We start from the raw sequence: 14,892 nt of genomic DNA, 5'->3' as shown, positions 1-14,892 counted from the left end.
AATCGTCCGACCCGAACCCCACAAGTGCTCCAACACCTGCCGATGCCCGAACGTCACCACACCTGGTCTCGCCACCAGCACCTCCACCACAACCAAGATCAGTTGCACTGAAGCCTAGAAACCACCCCGTCATTGACGGCAATAACTTCATGATCACCGAGAGCGCACCGGGCCCCGGGGCCTTTAGGCGTTCAGGCAGGCGCGGAGGGCGGCGGTCAGTTGGTTGGCGCGCTCGTCGCCCATCCCGCGCATCTGGTTGACCACGTAGCCGAATCCCACCTGATGCTCGGCGTCGGCGAAGGCCAGGTTCCCGCCCGCGCCGTCGTGGCCGAAGCTGCGCTCGCCCACCAGGGGCCGGGCCGGTGGCGAGTGCAGCAGGAAACCGGTACCCCAGCGCTGCCCGGTGTCCGGCGGGCCGTGCCGCTGCTGACCACGCGAGCGGACGACTACCGCGTCGTCCACCGACGCGGCCGTCAGCAGCGGTCCACCCTGGAGGTCCGACACACAGGCGGCGTAGAGGCGCGCGAGGCCGTCGGCGGTGCTCACCGCGCCCGCGCCGGGGACACCGGCGGCCCGGATGGCGTCGTCGTTGAAGCTCACCAGGCCGTCGGCGTCGGCGGGAAAGGCGAAGGCGCCCCCCATGGTGATGCCCCGTTCCGCGACCGGGTCCTCGAACGGGTCGGGATCCGGGGGCGGCGCCAGGCCCCAGGCGACGGTGTCGCTCTCGGCGGCCGGAAGCCCCAGCCAGGTGCGCAGGTCGAGCGGGCCCGCGACGGTATCGGCGAAGAACGCGCCGGGCAGCTGGCCGGTGACGCGGTGGATCACCTCTCCGACCAGCCAGCCGTAGGTCATCGAGTGGTAGCCGTGCGCGGTGCCCGGCTCCCACAGCGGGGCCTGCGCCTCGATCGCCTTGATGACCGGATCCCACGCCAGGACCTCGTCGAGGGTCAGGGGTCGGTCCACCGCGGGCAGACCGGCCTGGTGCGTGAGCAGCCAGCGCACGGGAATGTCCGCCTTGCCGTGCTGACCGAACTCCGGCCAGTAGCGCGTCACCGGAGCATCGAGGTCGAGCCGGCCCTGCTGGACCAGCAGATAGGCGCAGATCGCCAGGATTCCCTTGGTGCAGGAGAAGACGACGACAGGCGTGTGCGCGTCCCAGGGCCGCCCGGTACGGATGTCGGCCACCCCGCCGTACAGGTCGACGACCCTGCGGCCCCGCACGTAGACGGTGACCGCGGCGCCGACCTCTCCCCGGGAGGTGAAGTTGTCGCGGAAGACGTCGGCGACGCGCCCGTAGCGATCGTCGACGTCGCCGTGGATCTGCGGCTGTGTGACCACTGCCTACCCCTTCACTGACCCCTGGATCAGGGCCTTGATGAACTGTCGCTGGAAGATCAGGAACACGATGAGGGTCGGGGTGAGGATCAGCAACGACCCGGCGCACAGCAGCACCAGGTCGGTGCCCCACTGGCCCTGGAACGCGCCGAGCGCCCCGGCCATCGTGCGTTTGGTGGGGTCGTCGACGAGGACGATGGCGAGGAGGAACTGGTTCCACGTCCAGAGGAACATCAGGATCGTCAGCGAGGCGATCGCCGGGCGGGCGAGCGGCACCTGGACCCGCCAGAACAACTGCCACGTGCTGCTGCCGTCCACCCGGGCCGCCTCGGACAACTCGACAGGCACGTTTGTGAAGTGCGCGCGCATCCAGAACACCGCGAACGGCATGTACAGGCCGATCAGCGGCAGGATGATGGCCCAGCGCGTGTTGAGCAGACCGAGGTCCTGCATCTGGTAGTAGAGCGGCGTGACCACGGCCTCGAAGGGCAGGGTCAGACCCAGCAGGAAGAGACCGAAGACGAGTCGGGCGCCGGGCACCCGTAGCTGACCGAGCCCGAAGCCGGCCATGGTCGCGATGAGCACCGACACCGGTACGACACCGGCCACGATGAGCAGGCTGGAGCGGAGCAGGGCACCCATGTTCGCGGCGGTGAAGGCGTCCGCGAAGTTCCCCCACTGCGGGTCGGACGGCCACTCCAGCCCGCTCGGCACGGTGCCACGGGGCTGCAACGCCGCCGACAGCATGCTCACGAACGGCAGCAGCGTGACGACGATCAGGGCGATCAGGAAGGCGCGCCCGATCACCTGTTCGCGGCGGCTCAGGTTCACGGCTTCTCCCCTCGGCTGAGGCGCTGGATCGGCAGCACACACGCCAGCACCAGCAGCATGAGTACGACTGCGAGCGCCGAGGCGAGCCCGACCTGCCGCTGCGAGAAGGCCAGCCGGTAGATCTCCAGGCCCGGCACCGTGGTCTGCAGGCCGGGGCCGCCGCTGGTGGAGATGTAGACGATGTCGAAGCTGGCCAGAGCCGCGATGATCGTCACGGTGAGGCAGACGCCGATCTCCTGGCGCAGGCTGGGCAGGGTCACGGCGAAGAACTCGCGGAACGGACCGGCCCCGTCCAGGCGGGCGGCCTCGTACAGCGCCGGATCGATCTTGCTCATGCCGGTGACCAGCAGAATCGTGCAGAGGCCGAGCAGGACCCAGGCCCCGATGACGCCGACGGCAGGCAGCGCCGTGTCGAAGTCGCCGAGCCAGGCGCGGGCGACGCCACCCAGCCCGACCGCGCGCAGCACCTGGTTGACCAGACCGTTCGACGAGAGCAGCCAGCTCCACGCGATGCCCGCCGCCACCAGGGGGATGACCTGCGGCAGGAACAGGATGGTCCGGACGACGGTGCCGAACGTGCCGGTGGTGATGCGGCGAACCATGCTCGCCACCAACAGCCCGAGCGCGACCGGGATGAAGCTGAAGAAGACGATCAGGACGACCGCGTTACCGATGATCTTCAGCAGGTCGCTGTCGGTGAAGACGGTGAGGTAGTTGTCCAGACCCACCCAGCGGGCCACCCCGATCCCGTTCCAGTCGTAGAGGGAGTACTGGAGGGTCAGGACGAGCGGGCGCAGGACGAACACCGCGTACATCACCAGGGCGGGCAGGACGTACAACCAGCCGGTCCCGGCCGCGCGGGCCCCCCGAAACCGGTGGGCCCGCGTCGGGGTGGGACGGACGCGACGATCGTCTCGCCCGGTTGGTGCGCTGCCGAGGGCAGACGTCATCGGGACAGTTCCTTCTGATACTCGGCCTGGACCGCCTTCACGTACCCCTCGGGCGTCTGCTGACCGGCGATCAGCTTCTGCATCTCCGGCGTGATCGCGGCGGCGAAGATGCCGCCGGTCGCGTTCGCGGTGAAGTCCACCGCGCCGTTCTCCACACCGAGCTGCTGCGACGCCTTCAGGGTCTCGGCCAGCACGGTGTTCGGGGCGGCGCTCGGCACCGGCAGGTCACTCGGGCCGCCGGGGCTGGAGCCGCCGACCGTCACCGAGATCTCACGGGCCTTGGCGTTGGTGTGGACCCAGTTCAGGAAGTACGCGGCGGCGTCCGGGTTCTTGGCCTTGGCGGAGACGCCGAAGGTGTTGGGGGCGGACATCGCCACGTGCTTGCCACCCGGAGACTCGGTGGGGAAGAGGAAGAAGCCCACGTTGCCGGGCATCGACTTGTCGAGGTTGGCCGACTCCCAGTCACCGTTGAACATGAACAGGCCGTTGCCCTTCTGGAACTCCCCCACCATGCCCGCGTAGTCCAGGGCGTTGGCGTCCTTCGTGAAGTAGCCGGCCTGCGCCCACTTCTGGATGGTCTGGGTGGCCTTCAGAGCGGCCGGGGTGTCGAACGTGGCCCCCGGCTTCTGGAAGATCCAGTCGGCGACCTGGGTCGGGTCGCCGAACTGGTTCTGCAGCGCCTGGTGGGGGAAGTTGATGCCCGCGGTGTTCTTGTTGAACTGCATGATCGGCTGGACCCCGCCGGTCTTCGCCTTGGCCAGCAACTCCTCGAACTCGGCGACGGTGGCCGGCGGCTGAGTCATGCCGATCTGTCCGGCCAGCTTCTTGTTGTAGAAGACGCCGGTGACGCTGTAGCCGAGCCCCATCCCGTACAGCGAGCCGGTGCCCCGGGTGTTCTCGCCGACGCGCAACTGCATGAGCTGCGAGGCGGGGAACTTGTCCCACCCGTACGCGGTGAAGTACGGGTCGAGGTTCTTGAGCAGGTCGTCCTTGACCAGGTCGACCATGGTGGGGAGCCGGATGATGTCGGGAGAGTTGTCCGAGGCCATCACCCGGGGCGCATTCTCCACGATCACCGTGAACTGGTCCTCGCGGATGTTGAACTTGACGTTCGAGTGCTGCTTGGAGAACTCGTCGGCCAGCGCCTTGGCCAGCGGGAAGCCGGTCTCCGCGTACATCTCCAGGGTGATCGGGTCGGTGCCCAGCTCCGTCTTGACGGCGGCATCGGGCTTCTGGGCCGACGACCGGTCCTCCCCCGGGGCGCTGCAGGCCGTCGCGGTCATCCCGACCGCCAGCAGCGACGCGAGGAGCACAGTTCTCCGTCGCGAAAACTTTGTCAGCAATTCTGCCATTTCATGACTCCTTGACATCTCCACGCGTACGCCGTGACCAGTCGCCCGAGCGCAGCACCCCGTACGGTCAGCGAAAAGAACCATCGAAGGCACCTCTGGATGTACCAGAAGTGGTCGCTAAACTGATTTAGCAGAGCATGCGCGTGGCACGGGAAGCTGTCAAGGACAACTTGGCAACGGTGCGGAAACGTCGGGTTCACACCACGCCGACGTGACCGGCGCTGGATCCCGGACGGTGACGCATCATGATGGGCGGGAGCGGCGCCTGTGGCGCCGCGCCTGATTCGGAGGACTGATGGGCAGCAACAGAGCAACACTCGCCGACGTCGCGCGGAAGGCCGGGCTGTCCAAGACCGCCGCGTCGATGGTGCTCAACGGCAGAGAGGGCACCCGACTCTCGGCCGAGGCGCACCAGCGGGTGTTCGCCGCCGCCGAGGAACTCGGCTACCGGCCCAACCTCGCCGCGCGCAGCCTCCGCACCCGCAAGACGGCCACCATCGCGTTCGTCTCCGACATCGTGGCCACCACCCGGTTCGCCGGTGACCTCATCCGCGGCGCCCTCGACGCGGCCCGCGAACGGGACCACGTCCTGCTCATCACCGAGACGCAGGGCGATGCCACCTTCGAGCAGTACGCGATCGAGGCCGTCCTGGACCGGCAGGTCGACGGGGTGATCTACGCGGCGATGGCGACCCGACGGCTGACGGTGCCGGCGGCCATCCTCGGCGGCCCGGTGGTGCTGCTCAACGCCACGAGCCCCGACGGCCTGCCCAGCGTGGTCCCCGACGACGAGGGGGCCGGCCGCGCCGTCGCCACCGCCCTGCTGGAGCTTGGCCACCGCGACGCGATCGCGCTCATCGGCCGCAACCGACTCAAGGAGGACGACCCGGAGGTCTCGCTCGCCGCCCGCGCCCGCCTGCACGGCATCCGGCAGACGCTGGACGAGGCGGACGTCAGCCTCCTGGCCGAGTGTTTCTGCACGGAGTGGTTGCCCGAGCACGGGTACGCCGCCATGCGCGGCCTGCTGAGCAAGCCGAAGCGACCCAGCGCGATCATCTGCATGAACGACCGACTGGCCTTCGGTGCCTACCAGGCGCTCGGCGAGGCGGGGCTGACCGTCCCGGAGGACATCTCGGTCATCTCGTTCGACGACGACCCGATCGCCGCCTGGTTGCGGCCCAGCCTGGCCACCACGGCGCTGCCGCACGAGCAGATGGGGCGGCGCGCTGTCGAACTGCTCCTGGACGGGGGAGCCGACGAGCCCACGCTGGTTCCGATGCCCCTGCGCCGACGCCGGTCCCTCGCGCCCCCGGCCGACTGACCGCCGCCCTCCGGCCCGTACCGTCGGATTGGCCTTCGCCGCCGCTAAAACGGTTTAGTGCTAGGTTTCCGACCATGCTTCGTCTACCCGACCACTGGGTGTGGGACAGCTGGTACGCGCGCGACGACAACGGCCTCTGGCACGTGTTCTTCCTGCGCGCGTCCCGCGCCCTGCACGACCCGCACCGCCGTCACCGCCGCGCCACCATCGGCCACGCCGTCTCGGCGGACCTGCGCTCGTGGCGCCTGGTCGCCGACGCCGTGGTCCCCGCCGACGCGCCCAGCTGGGACGACCTGGCGACCTGGACCGGCTGCACGGTCCGCGGGCCGGACGGACGGTGGTACCTGTTCTACACCGGGGTCGGTCACGCCGAGGAGGGGCTCGTCCAACGCATCGGACTGGCCGTCTCCGACGACCTCATGACGTGGCACCGGCACGGCACCGAACCGATCGTCCAGGCCGACCCCACCTGGTACGAACTGCTGGACAAGGACCTGTGGTACGAGCAGGCGTGGCGTGACCCGTGGGTGTTCCCCGACCCCGACGGCGAGGGTTGGCACATGCTCATCACCGCCCGCGCCAACACCGGGCCGGCGAACACCCGAGGCGTCGTCGGCCACGCCACCTCCACCGACCTCGTCACCTGGACCGTCGCACCGCCGCTGTCGACCCCGGCCGGCTTCGGTCACCTGGAGGTGCCCCAGGTCGCGGTCCTCGACGGGCAGCCGCTGCTGCTGTTCTCCACCGACGCCACCGGCAGCGCTCGGCGCGACGACCACCGGATCTGGGTGGCGACCGGCGAGACCACCCTCGGACCGTGGGACATCGCGTCCGCCCAGCCCTTCGCGCACCCGCACCTGTACGCGCCCCGGCTGGTACCCGGCCCCGCCGACGACTGGTCCCTCATCGGTTTCCTCGACCACGTCGACGGAACATTCGTCGGGGAACTCACCGACCCCATCCCCGTCCGCTACGGCCCCTCGACCGGGCTGACAGTGGTCGAAGGGCAGTAAAGCACAGGTCCGGGCCGGGGCCTGTCGCCCCGACCCGGACCTGTCGGTGTCCAGCTACCGGATCAGTTGCGCACCTGCCACTGCTGGTTGGTGCCGCCGCTGCAGGCCCAGAGGATCAACTTCGTGCCGTTCGCCGTCGCGGCACCGTTCGCGTCCAGGCAGAGACCCGACTGCACGCCCGTGATCGTGCCGTTGGAGTTGATGTTCCACTGCTGGTTGGCACCACCGTTGCAGTCCCAGATCACCACCTTCGTGCCGTTGACGGTGCCCTGGCCGGAGGCGTCCAGGCACTTGGTGCCGTAGACCATGAGCTGCCGGCTCGCGGTGTGGGTCCACCGCTGGTTGGCGACGTTACTGATGCAGTCCCAGATCTGGGCCTGCGTGCCGTTGGTCGTGCTGGAGTTGCCGATCTCGGCGCAACGACCCGACTGGGCGCCCACGAGCTGCACGTTCGTCGGGTTGGTGCTGCCACCGCTCTGCACGCCGGCCGTGTTGATCACCGTTTGCGCGCCCGACGGCCAGTTGCCGTTGCTGACCGTGACGTTGCTGTTGACCACGTTGCCGCGGTCACCGTTCGTCACGTTCGTGCCGCTGCTGGTCGACCAGTTGTTGGTGACCGTGAAGTTGCCCATGTTCTCGGCGTAGTAGTAGTTGGCGGTGGCCCAGGTGCCGGTGGAGGAGAACACGTTGTTGCGGGCGGTGTAGTAGCGCGAGCCCTCGTCGAAGTAGAGCCCGAACCAGCCGTTGGTGCGCAGGCAGTAGTTCTCGGCGATCAACCCGCCCGGGTTCGCCGACAGCGAGTAGATGCACCCACCGTCGGTCATCTGCTGCATGACGTCGTGCACGTAGTTGCCGATGACCTGGTTGTTGGCCGCGGTGGTCGCCGTGGAGTACCGCGGCTGGTAGTTGTACAGGCCACGGTTGGCGTAGTGCTGGCTGCCGCCTGCGTCGTTGGCGCCCCAGCCGTAGCCGACCGACATGCCGGTGTACGGCATGTTGTAGACCTCGTTGTGCGAGACCAGCGAGGTGTTCACGTAGGTCGTCAGGATCGAGACGACGCCCCGGTACTCCAGGCCGAGATCATGCACCTTGTTGTTGCTGATGGTGACGTTGCGGTTGACCATTCGCTGGTCGCTGGGGTGGTGGGCGTCGGCGCGCACGCCGCCGACCACGACGCCACCTGCGGAGTTACGGGCGATCTCGGAGCGGGTGACGGTGATGTTGCTGGCCCCCAGGCCGACGCCGCTGGCGTGGGCGTTGGCGTCGTTGCCGATGCCGATGGCCGTCTGCCCGAGGTTGACGAACTGGGAGTCGCTGAAGCTGATGGTGTTGGCCGCAGAGACCTGCACCGCGGCCGGCATCTGGGCCCAGCTCGGGCGGGTGGCCTCGAACAGCGGGCAGCCCTCCTGGCAGGAGGTCAGCGCGTCCGACGGGCGGGCCCAGGAACCGACGATGTGCGCGCCGGTCTGCTGGTCGGCGAAACCGTTGCTGCTGCTCGGGCCGAGCCAGCTGGTGCCGGTGAAGGTGATCCCGCTGAACGAGATGTGGTGCGCGGGCGCGTCGTAGGTGCCGCCGACGTTCACCAGGGACTGCAACTGCGGCAGCTCCACGCTGACCGAGCTCATGTTTTGTCCGCTGAGCGGGATGTAGTTGAGCTGGCCGTTACTGGGGTTGAGGTACCACTCCCCCGCCGAGTCCAGGAACTCGTACGCGTTGGCCAGGTAGAACGGGCCCGCGCGGTGCGGACGGGACAGCGTGTCGAAGCCGAAGGTGTTGTTGTTCCACGCCGGCTGCTGCATCGTCAGGAAGTTGCCGCTGATGCTCTGCACAGGCGAGTACCTGTCGGTGAACGAGCCGACGCTCTCCACCTCGACCCGGTTCTGGTTGCCGAGGTTGTTGAGGTAGTTGAGCGCGCCGTTGGTGAACCGCATGCCGGACGTGGTGAAGGTGAAGTCGCCGCGGTTCACAGCGGTACGCGCCCGCGTGGCGACGGCGCCGTTGACGTAGAGCTGACGGGAGTCGAGCCCGGCCGGAACGTTGGCCCGCCAGATGTTCTTGCCGGAGTCGACGAGAGACCAGCCGGTGACCGCCCGGGCGCCGGTGATGGACGGACGCGCGCCGGAGGCCGCCCGCCAGATCACCTGATAGCCGTTGTTGCCCGAGTCGGCAGCGGTGAACCGCAGCGGCGACGAGAGCCGGTACGCCCCGTTGGCCAACTCCACAACGATGTCACCGGACATCGAGCTGTTGATCGCCCGCACCGCGGTCTGCGCGGCACTCAGCGAACACGGTTGGCTGGCGGAACACGTCGTGCCGGTGCCGGAGGGGGAGGCGTAGAGGGTGGTGGTGGCCGCGAGGGCCGGAGACGCCGAGGCGGTTACCGCGACCATTGCGGTCACCGCTGTCGCGGCGGCGCCGGCCAGCAGTCGGCGCAGCGCCGAGAGGGACGAGGACACGGGACGGTGCTCCTGACGTGAGTTCGGGTTGGGGGTGGCGGAACGGCCTTGACCAGCACGGGGGTTGCGGGTCGCGGCGGTCATCCGAGGATGTCCCGGAGGTAGCGCAGGCCGTCCGTGGCGAGACGGTCCTGCGAGGGGGCCAACGGACGCCAGATCGCTGCGGCGGTGGCGATGGCATCGTTCTCCGCCGTGAACGACTCGATGCAGATCGCGCCCTGGTAGCCGGTGCCCCGCAGGACTGTGAAGAAGCGGGGCCAGTCGAAGTGGTCAGCGCCGGGAGCCCCCCGGTTGGTGCCGCTGACCTGGACGTGCTTGATGTGCGGGCCAGCGACGGCGAGGGCCGCGTACGGGTCGGCCTCCTCGATGTTCATGTGGTAGGTGTCGATCATGATGCCGACGTTCGGAGGTAGCCCGTCGATCAACTCGACGGTCTGCTCGATCGTGTTGACGACGCTCGTCTCGTAGCGGTTCAGCGCCTCGACACCGATGCTCACGCCCAGCTCGCCGGCTTCCTCGGCAACAGGCGCCAGGGCCCGCCGGAAATCTGCATAGCAGGCCGCACGAGCCGCCTGTGACATCCGCCAGGTGCGGCCGACCGAGGCGTACGCGGGACCGCCGACGCACGGAGCGCCGACGGCCGCCGCGCTCGCCACGCAGCCCTTGAGGTACGCCACCGTCGACTCGACCACCGCAGGCGCGGCGTCGACCAGTTCCCGCCCCGGCGGGGTGACCGCGCAGACACCGGCGGCGACGAGGCCGTGCGCCGCCAACAGGTCCCGGGTACGGATCGGGTCCCAGTCGCCGGGCTGCTCGATCGGCAACTCGACAGCGTCGAAGCCGAACGCGGCGATCCGCGGGATCAGCTCGGCCAGGGCCTTGTCGTCGACCGGCGAGGCCCAGACCCAGGGGTTGACGCCGATGGCGTACATCAGGGCCTACTTCCAGCGCTGCGGGTAACCGGGCAGGTCGGTGCAGCCGCACATCGCGTAGTGCAGAGGCGGCATACCCGCGTCGAGGTACTGGTCCAGGTTGTCCTGGGTGACGGTCGGCTGCGGCAGCTTCCACGGGCTGGACACCTGCTGGCCGTCGAGGATCTGCAGCGCCGCGATGATCGGCGTACGCCACTGGTAGGTCGGGTAGGTCGGCGCGATGGCGGTGAGCTTCTTGTCCTTCCAGATCTTCAGGAAGTCGAGCTGGTCCTCACCGTTCATCGGCGGAACGGGCTTGCCCGCGTCCTGGAAAGCCTCGACCGCCGCGACTGCCACCGCACCGGCGTCCATCCAGACTCCGTCGATCGTGCCGTACCGCTGGATGTAGTCGTCGACGATCTTCTTGGTCTTGGCCGGATCACCGTCGGTGAACTCGACACCGACGACGTCGACCTTCGCCTTGTCGAACGCCACCTTCGCCGCCGACCAGCGGGTCTCCAGGACGTCGACGCCGGGCAGGATCCGCAGGGCGAGGACCTTGCCGCCGGGCTTCATCTTCTGGCTGACGAACTCGGCCCCGACGTGGCCGAACCCGTAACCGCCGATGGGGTTGATGAACGTCACCGGGCACTTCGTGTTGACACCACGGTCGAAGACGACGACCGGCAGCCCGGCCTTGCAGGCCGCCTCGACGGCCGGGGTGAGCGTGGCGGTGGTGTTCGGCGAGACGATGAGGGCGTCGCAGCCCTTGCCGAGCAGATCGTTGATGTCCGCGATCTGCTTCTGGTCCTTGCCCTCGGCGTCGACGTGCACGAACTCCTTGATGCGGCTCTTCTGCGCCTCGACCTCGGCCTGCATGGTCTTGAACCCGACCTGACGCCACGGGTTGTTCAGGGCCGCGTTCGAGAAGCAGATCTTGTGTGGGCCGCTCTTCTTGAACTTGGCGGTGTCGACCATCGTCGGGTTGAGCACCTGCTCCCACGGCTTGTCGGCCGGGCCCGTCGGCGCTGCGTCGAGCAGCGCGAGCTCGGCGTCGTAGTCGGCCTGTACGAAGAACTTCGACTGGTCCCCGGTGCCGGACCCAGCGGCGGAGGATGCACTCCCCGACGGGCCTGCGCCCGGTTCGTCGGTGGAACAGGCCGCGAGGGACAGCAGGGTGACAGCGGCAAGCGCCGCCATGGAACGTCGCACTATGTTTCCCCTTTATCTCGACGAAGAACGCGTTGCCGAGACCGCCACGGCGAGCAGGATGATCGCGCCCTGGACGGTCGACCTGAGGGCGCCGGAGACGCCGTAGAAATTCATGAGGGCGAACAGCAGTTCGAGGGTCAGCGCGCCGAGCATCGCTCCGACGACCGCGCCGCGACCCCCGCCGAGCGCCACACCACCGAGGACGACAGCGGTGATCGCACCGAACTCCAGGCCCGCTCCGGCCTGGAACGACACGCCGCTGTAGCCGCCCAACAGGATCGCCGCCACCGCCGCCGCGAGCCCGCTGAGGATGAAGGCGAAGGTCCGGGTACGCCATACGCGTACCCCACTCAGCTCGGCGGTGCGCGGGTTGTCGCCGACGGCGACGAGCGTCCGACCGAAGTCGGACCGCATCAGCAGCACCGCCGCCACCGCGACGACCACCAGGACCACAAGCGCGAACGGCACGCGGCCCAGCACCGGCACATCCTCGAAGGCGCGGCGGCCGAACCGCCGGAACTCCTCGGAGAGCCCACCCTTCGGGGCGCCGTCGGACCACAGGTAGACCGCGCCCACCAGGATCAGGAACATGCCGAGGGTGGTGATGAACGACGGCACCCGCAGCCGCGTCGTGATCAGGCCGTTGACCAGCCCGACCAGTGCTCCGAAGGCGAGCAGGAGCAGCACCACCGGCCAGGTACGCGCCGGGTCGCTGTCGATCAGCCGGGCGGCGACCACCACCTGCGCGGTGACCAGCGACCCGACCGAGAGATCGAACTCACCGGAGACGATCACGAAGTACTGACCGGCGGCGAGCAGGATGATCGGCGCCGAACGACCGAGGAAGGACATCAGCGAGGGCGGGGCCAGGAAGTCGGGCTGCCGAATGCCGACGAGGACCAACAGCACCGCGAGAATCGCGAGGATCGGCAGGACACCACCGGGACGCACCCGCGGCAGACGCAGCGACAGGGAACGGGGCTGGACGGTCTGCATGGCTAGGCCGCCTTTCGCATGGCCCGGCGGGCGTAGACGGCGACCGCGGCGATGATGATGACGCCCCGGATCACCTGCTTGAAGAAGGCGTCGACCTCGAGCTGGTTGAAGATGGCGTCGATGCTGGCGAGCAGCAGCACCCCGCCGACCGTGCCGACGACGCCGCCGCGCCCACCGGCGAGGGCGGTCCCGCCGATCACCACCGCGGCGATCGACTCCAGGTCGTAGAGGCCCTCGGTGCCGACGCGCGGGGCGCCCGAGCCGAGCCGACTGGCGAGATAGATGCCGGCGAGCCCCGCGCACATCGAACACAGGACGTGGGCGGTGACGAGGACCCGGTCGTTGCGGACACCGGAGAGCCGGGCCACCTCCGGATCCCCGCCGACGGCGACCAGATGGTGGCCGAAGCGGGTCCGCGAGAGCGCGAACCAGGCCGCCGCGGTCACGGCGATCAGCAGCAGGAACGACACCGGCACCGGCCCGACGCGCTGGTAGCCGAGCGCCTGCACCAGCGAGGGTGCGGTGGTGCCGGCCGGACCGTCGTAGCCGTTGTCGAGGTAACCCTTGAGCAGCAGCCCGACGCCGAGGGTCGCGATGAACGCGTTGACCCGGAACCTGGTGACGAGGAGCCCGTTGAGGAGCCCGACGCCGGCGCTGACGACGAGCACCAGACCGATCGCCGGCAGCACCGCACCGTCGCTGCCGTTCATCGTCTCGGCCGCGACGAGAGTGCTGAGGCTGATCACGTACGCCACCGAGAGGTCGAGCGAGCCCCCCAGGATCACCAGGGTCTGGCCGACCGCGACCAACCCGAGACCGGCGGCGACGTGCAGCAGACTCACCGTCGTGGACTGGTTGAAGAGCTGACCGCCGTCGAGCAGGACGACCAGCCAGCCGATCGTCAGGGTGAGGGTCAGTGCCACGAACACGCCCGGTACGGAACGCCGGGCCGGCAGCAGCGACAGTGCGCTCATGCGGCGGTCTCCCGCACGGTCCCGACCGCCAACGCGACGACCTGTTCCTCGGTCGCGCCGGCGGGCAGTTCGCCCGCGACGTGGCCGTCCCGCATGACGACGATCCGGTCACTCATCCCCAGCAGCTCCGGCAGGTCGGACGAGATCATCAGCACGGCCGCGCCATCGCGGGCGAGGCGGCGGACGAGGTCGTGAATGGCTGACTTCGCGCCCACGTCGATGCCCCGGGTCGGCTCGTCGAAGAGCAGGATCCGTGGGTTGAGCGCGAGCCATCGGGCCAGCACGACCTTCTGCTGGTTGCCCCCGGACAGAAAGCGGATCTCCTGGTCGTCGCCGGCGCCGCGGATCTCCACGGCGGCCAGCAACTCGCGTACCCGGACGGTCCTTGCCGCCCGGCCGGACCGAGCGGCGAAGACGGCCCGGCTGGCGAGCAGCGCGTTGTCGAGCACCGACTGCCGGGGGACGATCCCCTCGCCCTTGCGGTCCTCGGTGACGTAGGCGATGCCGGCCCGCATCGCGGTGCGGGGTGAGCGCAGTCGGACCGGCCGGTCGTCGAGCGTGACGTCGCCGGTCGTGAACGGCGACACCCCGAAGATCGCACGGGCCAGAGCGGACCGTCCGGAGCCCTGTAGGCCGCCGATGCCGAGCACCTCGCCGGCGCGCAACTGGAGGTTGACGTCCCGCAGCTTCCGGTTCCCCGCGTCGCGAAGGTTGAGCCGTACCGGACCCCGGTCCTCCGGGGCGGCCCGGTCCGGGTAGTAGCTGGACAGTTCCCGGCCGACCATGTGCCGCACCAACTGGTCTCCGGTGGTGTCCGCTGTGTCCACTGTGGTGACCCGACGACCGTCCTTGAGAACTGTGATCCGACCGGACAGGTCGAAGACCTCGGCGAGCCGGTGCGAGACGTACAGCAGCCCGATGCCCCGCTCCTGGAGGCGGCGCACCAGCCCGTAGAGCAACTCGACCTCGTGGTCGGCCAGCGCGGCGGTCGGCTCGTCCATGATGAGCAGCCGCGCGTCCAGGGCCAGCGCCTTGGCGATCTCGACGACCTGCTGCTGCGCGACGCCCAACTGCCCCACCCGGGCGTCGGCCGGCAACGTGGTCTCACCGATCGAGACGAGCAGTCGCGTGGTCCGGTCGAGCATTCCCCGACGGTCGACGAGCCCGCGACGGACCGGCTCGTGCCCCAGGAAGACGTTCTCCGCGACGGTGCGCTCCGGGAGCAGGTTGAACTCCTGGTGGATGATGCCGATGCCGGCCCGCTGCGCGTCCCGTGGGCCACGGAACGTACGCGACGCACCGGCGAACTCGACAGTGCCGCCGTCCGGGGCGTACCCGCCCGAGACGATCTTCATGAGGGTCGACTTCCCGGCACCGTTCTCACCGACCACGGCGTGCACCTCGCCGGGCGCGACATCGAGGTCGACACCGTCGAGAACGCGGACGCCGAGGAAGGACTTGCCGATGCCCCGAAGGCTGAGAAGCGGCGTCGGCGGTGGATCTGACATCCCGAAAGCCCTCACAGATAGTAGTTGTCGACT

General features: G+C 69.1%; 12 protein-coding genes. 2 read left to right on the top strand and 10 right to left on the bottom strand.

The genetic code is table 11. The annotated features are described in order from the left end of the window. Positions 1 to 183: 183 nt before the first annotated feature. Genes KBX71_RS02190 through KBX71_RS02175 form a run of 4 tightly spaced genes read right to left on the bottom strand, consistent with a single transcriptional unit; the run spans position 184 to position 4,429 of the window. Entirely contained in the window at positions 184 to 1,338 is a 1,155-nt protein-coding gene (locus KBX71_RS02190; protein WP_210816235.1) for a serine hydrolase domain-containing protein, read from the bottom strand. Positions 1,339 to 1,341: 3 nt separating this feature from the next. Next, positions 1,342 to 2,166 (bottom strand): carbohydrate ABC transporter permease, encoded by an 825-nt coding sequence (locus KBX71_RS02185; protein ID WP_210816234.1) that lies wholly within the window; start codon positions 2,164 to 2,166, stop codon positions 1,342 to 1,344. Then, a complete protein-coding gene (locus tag KBX71_RS02180; RefSeq protein ID WP_210816233.1) occupies positions 2,163 to 3,116 on the bottom strand; it encodes a carbohydrate ABC transporter permease in 954 nt (317 codons plus the stop codon). The genes KBX71_RS02185 and KBX71_RS02180 overlap by 4 nt, the downstream gene beginning before the upstream one ends. Then, positions 3,113 to 4,429, bottom strand: a complete 1,317-nt coding sequence (locus KBX71_RS02175; RefSeq protein ID WP_307846921.1) for an extracellular solute-binding protein — start codon at positions 4,427 to 4,429, stop codon at positions 3,113 to 3,115. The genes KBX71_RS02180 and KBX71_RS02175 overlap by 4 nt, the downstream gene beginning before the upstream one ends. Before the next feature lie 334 nt (positions 4,430 to 4,763). Here KBX71_RS02175 and KBX71_RS02170 point away from each other — a divergent pair, with 334 nt between their 5' ends. Next, entirely contained in the window at positions 4,764 to 5,789 is a 1,026-nt protein-coding gene (locus tag KBX71_RS02170; protein ID WP_210816231.1) for a LacI family DNA-binding transcriptional regulator, read from the top strand. Beyond that, complete coding sequence (locus KBX71_RS02165; protein WP_256441940.1) at positions 5,786 to 6,802, top strand: family 43 glycosylhydrolase; 1,017 nt, start codon at positions 5,786 to 5,788, stop codon at positions 6,800 to 6,802. The genes KBX71_RS02170 and KBX71_RS02165 overlap by 4 nt, the downstream gene beginning before the upstream one ends. A gap of 62 nt (positions 6,803 to 6,864) precedes the next feature. Here the strand turns inward: KBX71_RS02165 and KBX71_RS02160 are convergent, their stop codons facing one another. The 6 genes from KBX71_RS02160 to KBX71_RS02135 all read right to left on the bottom strand — a co-directional run bounded on the left by KBX71_RS02160 (position 6,865) and on the right by KBX71_RS02135 (position 14,859). Beyond that, a complete protein-coding gene (locus KBX71_RS02160) occupies positions 6,865 to 9,258 on the bottom strand; it encodes an RICIN domain-containing protein (protein WP_210816229.1) in 2,394 nt (797 codons plus the stop codon). An 80-nt stretch (positions 9,259 to 9,338) separates the two neighbouring features. Further along, positions 9,339 to 10,190: a sugar phosphate isomerase/epimerase gene (locus tag KBX71_RS02155; RefSeq protein WP_210816228.1), complete on the bottom strand. Its 852-nt coding sequence runs from the start codon at positions 10,188 to 10,190 to the stop codon at positions 9,339 to 9,341. A 6-nt stretch (positions 10,191 to 10,196) separates the two neighbouring features. Next, complete coding sequence (locus tag KBX71_RS02150; RefSeq protein WP_307846920.1) at positions 10,197 to 11,381, bottom strand: substrate-binding domain-containing protein; 1,185 nt, start codon at positions 11,379 to 11,381, stop codon at positions 10,197 to 10,199. 12 nt (positions 11,382 to 11,393) lie between these two features. After that, the gene (locus KBX71_RS02145) at positions 11,394 to 12,377 is read right to left on the bottom strand and encodes an ABC transporter permease (protein ID WP_124820218.1); all 984 of its coding nucleotides are present in this window, start codon (positions 12,375 to 12,377) and stop codon (positions 11,394 to 11,396) included. A 2-nt stretch (positions 12,378 to 12,379) separates the two neighbouring features. Beyond that, a complete protein-coding gene (locus tag KBX71_RS02140) occupies positions 12,380 to 13,351 on the bottom strand; it encodes an ABC transporter permease (protein WP_124820217.1) in 972 nt (323 codons plus the stop codon). Further along, positions 13,348 to 14,859 (bottom strand): sugar ABC transporter ATP-binding protein, encoded by a 1,512-nt coding sequence (locus KBX71_RS02135; RefSeq protein WP_210816227.1) that lies wholly within the window; start codon positions 14,857 to 14,859, stop codon positions 13,348 to 13,350. The genes KBX71_RS02140 and KBX71_RS02135 overlap by 4 nt, the downstream gene beginning before the upstream one ends. Between the last annotated feature and the right edge of the window lie 33 nt (positions 14,860 to 14,892).

Origin of the sequence: Micromonospora sp. D93 (assembly GCF_018070365.1) — a bacterium.
Classification (GTDB): Bacteria; Actinomycetota; Actinomycetes; order Mycobacteriales; family Micromonosporaceae; genus Micromonospora; species Micromonospora ureilytica.
The sequence above is the reverse complement of the archived record's forward strand: the minus strand, read 5'-3'. Positions and strand labels throughout refer to the sequence as shown.